The organism is Grimontia marina, assembly GCF_900060185.1.
GTDB lineage: Bacteria > Pseudomonadota > Gammaproteobacteria > Enterobacterales > Vibrionaceae > Enterovibrio > Enterovibrio marinus.
The window spans coordinates 82,101-90,907 of sequence record NZ_FIZY01000019.1 but is presented as its reverse complement, the minus strand read 5'-3'; the positions used below and the strand labels follow the sequence as shown (position 1 = coordinate 90,907).

Below are 8,807 nucleotides of genomic sequence, written 5' to 3'. Positions count from 1 at the left end.
TGCAGTTCTGTCCCGGTGTGACCACTTTTTTCTGCTGGCCTTTTACCGTCCAGTCAGCCCCAATTTTGGGGTTAAGGTCGATATCAACTTCGTCTTCATAAAACACCGGATGGTCAACACTGCATTTGTCCAGCGCCTCACTTATCTGAGCGAGCTTTTCTTCCTTGTCAGGGTCTCGAATATTGAGGGTAGGTGCCGCCCTACGCCAGACGATCCCGATTTTCGGTAACCAACGCCTGACCGTAGAAGCCGCCACTGTACTTTGGAATACATCATTGAGCTGCATCGTTAAAAGCTCTGTACTCCAGCGGCTTCGCTGATAACCGAAATCCTGCGGGGAAAACTGAACCAGAATAGTCAGCATCGCACACATTTCGCTAACGGGAAGCGTTGGCGGTCTGCCAACAGGCAAAGCGTGCAGGGCATCCATACCACCTTGAGTAAACCAGTCAATCCACCTACCCACTGAGGAGCGGGCTGCACTGATAATACGGCAGACATCGACAATCGTTTTGCCTTCGTGGAGTTGCATGAGAGCAATAAGTCTGCGGGCATAATCCTTGTCCTTGGTAGTCTGTATCGCTTTTTTCATCCTACGACGTTCGCCACGAGGTATCGGTGCTATGATGGCCATCACTCAGTCCTTTTGTCGGTATGTTTCGGTTTGGCGATTGATCAGATCGCACAAAGCGGACTGAGTTTCTCTTATCTTTGAGATCTACTATTAGGAACAGCTATTTAGTGGGTCAGCAGGGGCTTGGATTGGGTTCGCCAGTGCTCTTCTGGGTGCGGTTATAGCGGGCATATTCTCTGTATTAGTAGCCGTCATGAATTAAGCTAACAATGGGCTCCAAGGGACGTCAAAAAGCTATACTCGTTCCTCGCTCCGCTTTTTGTCGCCCCTGAGCTTAGGCGTTATGCACATGAATATATGAAAATCGAAAATGGCGAAAATTTTATAGAACTTGAAGTTCAATTAGAGACCGATACCGCATTGCCGAGTTATGGCGATGCTCTCATTGGTATTGTAGTTTCCAGTAATGGCTACATCGGCAAGAATCAGGTTTGGGTTGCTAAAGAGGAACTTGAACTGTTTTCTGCATCTCTCCGTGAGCTTGAGAAACACCGGAAAGGTGAAGCTGTCTTAAATTCAATGTCACCAGATGAGCTAAATCTCAGGATTTACGCTTACGATGGCGTTGGGCATTTGGCAATTGAAGGTACAACAGGTCACCAAGTTGCTGGCTCAGTAAGTTTCAATCATTCGATTCAGTTTGGTTTTATTGTAGAAGCTGAGCAAATTGTAAGGATGGCTAGTTCTGCGTGGAGCCATCGCTTTTAATCTACGAATTTGCATAAAACCATTTTGTTTTTCGTAACAGTCTATAAAGAAAATCGTCCCTGACTACTAGAAATAATAGTGCTTATTATTGTAACTCTTTTAAAAAAAATTCATTTTATTCATGGTGTATCAAGGAGAAGATAATGTCTGATACAAATGTTCAAGTTCAAAACCTTTTGGTAATAAATCAGTACTTCACGAGCTTGGCGCAGGGAGATATGGGCGCGTTTGCCAGCTTGTTTTCAGAGAGCGTGGTATGGCATCAACCGGGAGGTAATAAGTTTTCCGGATCAAAAAACGGTTTTGCAGCAGTGGGCGAAATGGTCGGTGGAATGATGGCAGACAGTCAGGGTTCTCTTGTTGTTAAGCCTGATGGTGCCCCAATGGCCAATGATGATCTGGTTTCAGCTCCGATTCTCTTCAGTGCGACTAAGAACTTTGATGGTACTGAGAAAAAAGTCGAAATGACAGGCTCAGATTTATTCAAAATCAAAAATGGAAAAATTGTTGAAGTTTGGCTGTTCTCATCTGATCAAGACGCAGAAGATGCGTTCTGGGGCTTGTAACCGTGTATTGGTAGCAGAGTCAAGAGAATACTGTTTCCATTAACAGATAAAGAAATTTGTAAGAAGTTTCTTTATCTGGAAACGGCAAGGACGTCCACATCAACAAATCGACTTGACTAATCCAGCTGTAAGCAACTGAATTTTATTACATCAATGACTATGCTCTGGTCAGCAATAGCCTTCTTTTGGCTGCGTCAGCAGCCAATCCTCTCTAACAAAACCATCTGCTTCATAGTGTCCTCTTGCCACTAAGCCGCAACCTAACCTTCACACCCATCGTGACTTTGGAAAATTATCAGTTTTGATTCGAAACAAAGGTCGTAAGGTGTGTATTATGTGTTTTTTATGTTGTTACCAAGGAAGGCCATCATGATTTTGTATTTGCTTAAGCGAGACTTTAACGACGGTGGAAAAAAGTACTTCTGTCCCTACTGCATGCGGGTTGAAGGATTGATGGCGATGTTTCCAGAGATCCGCCATAACGTAGAAGTCAGGTATGTCGATTTTCAGAAACCACGCGGTGATCTTCCCGAGCATCTGGGAGAGGCTAATCAAGTTTGCCCAAATCTGGTCTTAATTGAGGGCGATCAGTTTGGTTCGGAAAAGTTCTCTGTGTCAGCTTCAACTGGTATGCGTCATATTAATAAGACCGATGACATCATCCAGTACTTTATCGAACGTTTTGACCTGCCTGAAAAGCACTAATGGTTCAACAACAAGAGCCGCCTTATTATCCGGCGGCTCTTCGGTTTCCTACTGCGTCCAACCAAGCTCTTTCAGCGCCCATCCATCGTTCCATACCTTGGTCATATGTGTGACTTTGCCTTCTCCCGATAATTGCATCACATACACATAGTGACTTGCGCACTTTTTTCCAGTGGCCGGCACTGGTCCACCTTCCCCGCTGTGGATACCGAAAAAGGTGCCAAAGAAAATCGCGGTGTTTTTGTCATGGTCAAAAGCAGAGGTGGTGAGTTCATAATGGCTGCCTGCCATAGAACCGTTGGTGATACCGTGCATCCAATGGGTGTAGGCTTCCAGTGTTTGAATGTCAGTGAGTGCGAAAGCTTGGGAATCAAACCCGGCGTTGGGTTCAGCGAAGCCTTTGCAGGCCTCCCAACCTTTGCCTGATTCACAAGCATGAAAGAACTCGGTTGCGTTTTCAAAAGCAGACATGATTTCTCCTTCAGTTAAATACCACCTGAATATCGGTGTATTCGGCTAATCCTTCTTCTCCAAATTCGACACCCAGACCTGAGCTTTTGACTCCGCCAAACGGTGCGTTGGGCTGGATCATTCCGTGGCGGTTTATCCAGACTGAGCCACATTCGAGGCGCTTAGCCACACTTGCTGCTGCTTGCGTGTCTGACGACCAAACAGAACCGCCTAAGCCTGAACTGCTGTCATTCGCGGCTTGAATCGCATCTTCAATATCGGTGTAACGGATGATGGGGAGAGCGGGACCAAACTGCTCTTCATCGACCAGTGAGTCGCCATTTTTTAACCCAGAGATAATGGTGGGTGGGAAAAACTGACCATTTGCGGCTGTACCACCGAGGTGCACAGTGCCTTTGATTGCCGCTTCCGAGACGAGGCGACTGACTTTTTCAAACTGAAAAGGGGTGCAAAGGGGGCCAAGTATGGAACCTTCATCCATGCCATCGCCATACGGAACCTGCTTAGCGAATTCCACCAATGCGTCGCAAACCTCGTCATGGATGCTGTCATGCACGTAAAGGCGCTTAAGCGCGGCGCAGGTTTGCCCATTGTTGATGAAGGCTCCCCAGAAAAGCCCTTCAGCGATGGTGTTTGGATCGGCATCAGGTAGGACGATGCCTGCGTCGTTTCCGCCCAATTCGAGGGTGAGCCTTTTCATGGAATCCGCGGCGCTGCGCATGATGGACTTGCCTGTTGCTGTCGAACCGGTGAACACCACCTTACGGACATCAGGGTGTGATGATAGCAATTGTCCAACGCTGTTTTCGTTAGTGTCTTCACCCGCAACGGCATTCACGACGCCGGGTGGCAATACCTGATTCATCAACTCAACGAGCTTTAAAGTGGAAAGTGGGGTGTAGGGGGAGGGTTTGATAACCACGGTATTACCCGTCACAAGCGCTGGCATGATGTGCCAAATCGCGATGAGTACCGGGAAATTCCAAGGTGTGATGGAGGCGACAACACCCAAAGGCTTACGGTGCAACTCAAGCCGGCCTTCTTCGTTATCTTGAAGGACCTTCACGCCCAGATTCAGGCTAGTGGTGTATTCGGCCCACGCGCAAGCGCCACCGATTTCCCAACGGGAGCCCAAGCCATTCAGCGGCTTGCCTTGTTCTTGGGTGATCAGTGTGGCTAAGGCCTCACTGTTGTTTTTGATTAGGGTGACGATTTGCTGGCAAAGTGCGACTCGCTCTTCGTGTGGAGTTGATGACCACGTTGGGAAGGCGTTTTTTGCGGCGGCGACTGCAGCGTCGACATCTTTTTGATTTGATTGTGGTGCCAGTCCAACGATAGCCTGCGTGGAAGGGTTTAACACCTTAAAGTAGGTATCAGCACTTCTGCCTTGCCCATTAACTGTCATTAAATATGGCTTTGTTGGGTTCTCTGTTTCCGTACTCATGTTTCCAATCCTCGTTGATGAGTATGATTACCCCACCTTAGGATGTGTTAACTTGAGTGACTTGGAACAAACCGCCAAACTCATTGGCTATTGGCGACAGTTCACCATCGCGCCTGGTGCCATATCAAAACGCTTGTGGAACTCCTTGTAGAAGTAGGAGAGATCGCTGAAGCCGCAGTGGTAGGCCACGTTGGTCACTGAGCTGTGATCGTCGCTTTGAGACATGCCCATTAACAGCGCTTTTGCGTTATCAAGTCGGGTATTGATGAGTTTTCGGGTAGGTGACTCCCCAAGGGATTGAAACTGGCGTTGAAGGGTCCGACTGGATATCCCTAGCTTATCGGCGAGTTGGCAGGCGTCGAATGCCGGGTCGTTAAAGTTTCGGTCGATCAGAGAGAGTGCCCGTCCAAGTACTCCCTGCTTTTCACGCTCGCTTTGGCTTTTCTGTTTTTCCTTCCCGTCGATGTAAATTCCTAAAAGGTCAAAAGTGGAATCCATCAATCGGGCGCAGGAGTCTGGCATGCCTTCTTCCATTGATTTTGCTACCACAGCAATAAGTGCGGTTCGCAAAGGATCGTCATGCTCAACCATCACGCCACCAGTAATGGCTTTTCCGTATCGGTGGAGCATCTCTTCCCGTGGAAGGTGAATAGAGATTTGTCTGGAGGCATTACCATTCAATATAAAGCGGCTTGGTTGGGTAGAATCGACGACATATATGTCGCCGGGCAACAAGGTGTGTTGCTTGTGATTTTGCTCGACGACGCAGCGACCTTCATCCTGTACCAGCATATAAAGATGATCACCAGGATCTTGTTTAATCATGCGTTCTGACCGTGTTACCTGACCCACATTCATGCAAACACTAATGGCTTCGTAGCGGGACAGCATGAAGGGCTCGAGCGCGCCTTGGAGAGAGGGGGTGTCGGTTTGTTTTGGCTCAAGTGCGTACTGCCCGCATGATGCGGTGATCATGGTTTGTAGCTCGTCGAGGTGCACGAGGCTTGGCTTGGTTTGGCTCAATCTAAGATGGGATAACACGACAGCCCTCCTTGGTTGCGCGGTTACTCAGATTTTTCTGGTTCGAAATTTGGGTCTATTGAAAAAATTCGAGTCATTAAGGCTAAAGTGCAAAAAGCCGCCATGCTATTTGCCTTCGTTATTTATCACAAAAAGTTTACATCCTGTCGGCTGTCTAGCTGTTTCAGTACTGTGCTTCTCAATCACTCTTCTGCCTTTTATTCGTCTACCACTAACATCTTTTGTCTCTAACTTGATGTTTTTAAATGCGTTGTATGCGGGGCTGTTTCAATAACGAGAATCAACGCATTTATCGTAATGTTAGTTTGTTGTTATGACATGTTACGTTATATGTTAAATATTGTCATTATGTGTATCGTAACGGATTGTGAGGTTGTAATGAAACGAGTGTTTTGGCGAGTAGCAGTAGGTTTGCTTTTCCTGCCTATGAGTGTGATGGCAGAGGTCGAACTTAAGATTGCCACATGGCTTTCCCCAGCAGCGGCGATGAATAAAACCGTATTGCCAACATGGGGGAAATGGATTGAAGAAGCGACTGAAGGGCGCGTTAAGATTACTTTGGTCTATGACCTTGGAAGTCCCAACAGTCTGATTGACTTGGTGGAAGATGGCGCAGTAGATGGTGCCTGGACTTACCACGGTTATTTCCCTGGTCAGTTTAAACTGACGAGCCTCGCGGAATTACCAAACCACAATGCCGGATCAGAAGCGGTATCTGTCGCCCATTGGCGGATTCATGAGGATTACCTTGCTGAGGCAGGGGAACATGATGGCGTTGAATTAGTGGGCGTTTTTACTCATGGCCCCGGCCAGATCCATATGCGTGAACCTTTGGAGAGCCTTGAGGATATTAAAGGCAAAAAAATCCGTGTGGGTGGCGGCATTCAGTCTGCAATCGGTGAGCGCCTCGGTGTCACTGGTGTCGCAGCGCCTGCTAACAAAATCTATGAAATGCTGACGCAAGGTGTTGTAGATGGTGTGTTTAACCCGATGTCGACTAAAACGACACTGAAACTCCATGAAGTTGCACCTTATACACTGAAGCTGCCTCATGGCATGTATTTGGGCAGTTTCGGTATTTTTCTGAGCGAAGATACGCTTGATGGGCTGTCTGAAAAAGACAGAGACGCCATTATGGCGGTATCCGGCGAGAAACTGTCCGCAATGGCGGCGAAAGCATGGGCTGATGCTGACGACTATGCAGAAGGTGTCGCCCGCGAAAAAGGGAACCAGATTGTTGATGCATCTGACCAGGATTTGGCGTATTTCGCTGCGGCCACCGGCGACTTAGATCAGGCTTGGGTTGAGTCAGTCAAAGATCGTGATGTGGATGCCAAAGCTGCTTTGAGAGCATTCCGCGAAGAGGCTCAAGCATATGAGGTCGCAAATGGTCAGTAATAAAACAGGCATTGGCCAGCACTACTGGTCATTGTTCCAACAAGGATGTTGTTACCTGTTTCCCTTGATGCGTTGGACAAGTGCTGTGGCACTGATAGGCATGATGTTGTTAACCGTCCTTGATGTGTTGGGCAGATACCTTCTCGGCACTCCTATCTTGGGTGGCAGCGAATTGACCGGCTTCATGCTGTTGGTATTGGTCATGCTGATGTTGCCATTACTTGTTTTTAAAGATGATCAAATCCGGGTGGATTTACTGACGGATGCCATCAGTCCGGCGTTTGCCAAGTGGGTTGAGAGGATTTATTCCCTTGGACTCAGTGTTGGCTGCATCTATCTGGCGATGAGCGTCCATAAATTGGCAGCACGTGCTGACAGAAAGCAATTGGTAACAGAGTACCTAGAAATTCCGGCCTCTTGGGCGATGTATGCGATTGCTTTCTGCTTGCTGCTGAGTGCTTTTGCCTTTTTGTTCAGAGGGATCTGCTCAACGGCGACCTTAGATAGCCATGTTGAGTCCTTGGAGGGTGAGCGTCATGATTAGTGCCCTGATTGGACTCACGATTGTTTTGCTGCTGTGTGTCCTGCGAATGCCTTTGGCTTACGCCATGACACTGGTAGGCGTCGTAGGATATGCCTCTTTACTGGATTTCAATTTCACTGCTGCCTTGACGATCAGTGCCCGCCGAATTGTCGATACCCTACAAGACCCAGCGTTGAGCGTGATCCCCTTGTTTATTTTGATGGGTAACTTAATCAGCCGATCAGGGATGTCTGTTGAATTGTTTCGGGCTTCCAATGCGCTGGTGGGACACCACCGCGGTGGTATGGCCATGGCGACCATCACGGCGTGCGGCGGTTTTTCCGCGATTTGTGGATCTAGTCTGGCGACGGCAGCAACGATGGGTCAGGTGGCTATCCCTTCTATGCGTCGGTTCGGTTATGCCGACAGCCTGGCGTCTGCCTGTATTGCCGCTGGGGGGACGCTTGGCATCCTTATTCCTCCCAGCGTGGCGTTGATCATTTACGGCATTTTGACGGAACAAAGTATCCGTGAGTTGTTTGCGGCAGGTTTTGTGCCGGGGGTGATGGGGATTCTGTTGTATCTGGCTGCGGTGAAGTACGTAGTGTGGCGCTCGCCAGAAGCTGGACCCCGTGGGCATGAAATGACGTCTCAGCAGAAGCGGGAGGCCTACAAAGGTATTGCCGGTATTGCCTCTTTGTTCACCATCATTATGGGTGGGATATATCTGGGGATTTTTACGCCCACCGAAGCCGCAGGTATCGGGAGTTTTGGTGCCTTGGTGATCGTTTATCTGCGTGACCTGCTTACCAAAAAGCTGCTGAAGGAAGTCCTTTTTGAAACGGCGGTGATGAGCGCAAAGATATTCTTTGTCGTGCTGGGCGCGTTGATATTCTCAAACTTTATCAACCGTGCGGGTCTTCCTGAAGGATTGGTGCATTTCCTGACCAATCAGGATCTTCAGCCCATGCTAGTGTTTTTGATGATCGTCGTGATTTACCTGATGCTTGGCACTGTGCTCGAAAGTATGTCGATGATGCTGTTGACCGTTCCTGTGTTTTACCCTGTGGTTCAAAGCATGGGATTTGACCTGATTTGGTTCGGCATTGTGGTCGTGGTGGTCACGGAGATCAGCTTAATTACGCCGCCGGTTGGCATGAACGTTTTTGTGCTGAGCGGCATGTTCAAGGACCTTGATAATCGCACGGTATTTCGCGGTGTGATGCCATTTTGGGTTGCAGATATGGTGAGGCTTTTCGCCATTATTTTCATCCCCGCTTTGGCGCTGGGTTTACCTAATTTTCTTTATGGATAAAT

At 48.3% G+C, this 8,807-nt stretch carries 10 protein-coding genes; 6 read left to right on the top strand and 4 right to left on the bottom strand.

The genetic code is table 11. The features are described from left to right. On the bottom strand, nucleotides 1-634 hold a 634-nt coding region (locus GMA8713_RS11690), incomplete at its 3' end, for an IS630 family transposase (RefSeq protein ID WP_157515568.1). Between the two features lie 297 nt (nucleotides 635-931). Between GMA8713_RS11690 and GMA8713_RS11685 the strand changes: the two genes are divergently transcribed. The 3 genes from GMA8713_RS11685 (at nucleotide 932) to GMA8713_RS11675 (ending at nucleotide 2,613) form a co-directional block, all read left to right on the top strand. After that, entirely contained in the window at nucleotides 932-1,342 is a 411-nt protein-coding gene (locus tag GMA8713_RS11685) for a WapI family immunity protein (RefSeq protein WP_062709664.1), read from the top strand. A gap of 143 nt (nucleotides 1,343-1,485) precedes the next feature. After that, a complete protein-coding gene (locus GMA8713_RS11680) occupies nucleotides 1,486-1,908 on the top strand; it encodes a nuclear transport factor 2 family protein (RefSeq protein WP_198159488.1) in 423 nt (140 codons plus the stop codon). A 369-nt stretch (nucleotides 1,909-2,277) separates the two neighbouring features. Next, nucleotides 2,278-2,613, top strand: a complete 336-nt coding sequence (locus GMA8713_RS11675) for a DUF3088 family protein (RefSeq protein ID WP_062709658.1) — start codon at nucleotides 2,278-2,280, stop codon at nucleotides 2,611-2,613. 48 nt (nucleotides 2,614-2,661) lie between these two features. Here GMA8713_RS11675 and GMA8713_RS11670 read toward each other — a convergent pair whose 3' ends face one another. The 3 genes from GMA8713_RS11670 to GMA8713_RS11660 all read right to left on the bottom strand — a co-directional run bounded on the left by GMA8713_RS11670 (nucleotide 2,662) and on the right by GMA8713_RS11660 (nucleotide 5,569). Further along, on the bottom strand, nucleotides 2,662-3,084 hold the full coding sequence (locus GMA8713_RS11670) for a hypothetical protein (protein WP_062709655.1): 423 nt from the start codon (nucleotides 3,082-3,084) through the stop codon (nucleotides 2,662-2,664). 10 nt (nucleotides 3,085-3,094) lie between these two features. Next, the gene (locus GMA8713_RS11665; protein ID WP_198159487.1) at nucleotides 3,095-4,528 is read right to left on the bottom strand and encodes an aldehyde dehydrogenase family protein; all 1,434 of its coding nucleotides are present in this window, start codon (nucleotides 4,526-4,528) and stop codon (nucleotides 3,095-3,097) included. An 87-nt stretch (nucleotides 4,529-4,615) separates the two neighbouring features. Then, complete coding sequence (locus tag GMA8713_RS11660) at nucleotides 4,616-5,569, bottom strand: helix-turn-helix domain-containing protein (RefSeq protein WP_157515589.1); 954 nt, start codon at nucleotides 5,567-5,569, stop codon at nucleotides 4,616-4,618. Between the two features lie 378 nt (nucleotides 5,570-5,947). On the opposite strand from GMA8713_RS11660, the gene GMA8713_RS11655 reads away from it, so the two are divergent. Genes GMA8713_RS11655 through GMA8713_RS11645 form a run of 3 tightly spaced genes read left to right on the top strand, consistent with a single transcriptional unit; the run spans nucleotide 5,948 to nucleotide 8,805 of the window. Then, nucleotides 5,948-6,967: a TRAP transporter substrate-binding protein gene (locus GMA8713_RS11655; protein ID WP_046303172.1), complete on the top strand. Its 1,020-nt coding sequence runs from the start codon at nucleotides 5,948-5,950 to the stop codon at nucleotides 6,965-6,967. Continuing rightward, nucleotides 6,957-7,511 (top strand): TRAP transporter small permease, encoded by a 555-nt coding sequence (locus tag GMA8713_RS11650; RefSeq protein WP_046303171.1) that lies wholly within the window; start codon nucleotides 6,957-6,959, stop codon nucleotides 7,509-7,511. The genes GMA8713_RS11655 and GMA8713_RS11650 overlap by 11 nt, the downstream gene beginning before the upstream one ends. Further along, complete coding sequence (locus tag GMA8713_RS11645) at nucleotides 7,504-8,805, top strand: TRAP transporter large permease (RefSeq protein WP_062709649.1); 1,302 nt, start codon at nucleotides 7,504-7,506, stop codon at nucleotides 8,803-8,805. The genes GMA8713_RS11650 and GMA8713_RS11645 overlap by 8 nt, the downstream gene beginning before the upstream one ends. The last annotated feature ends 2 nt before the right edge of the window (nucleotides 8,806-8,807 follow it).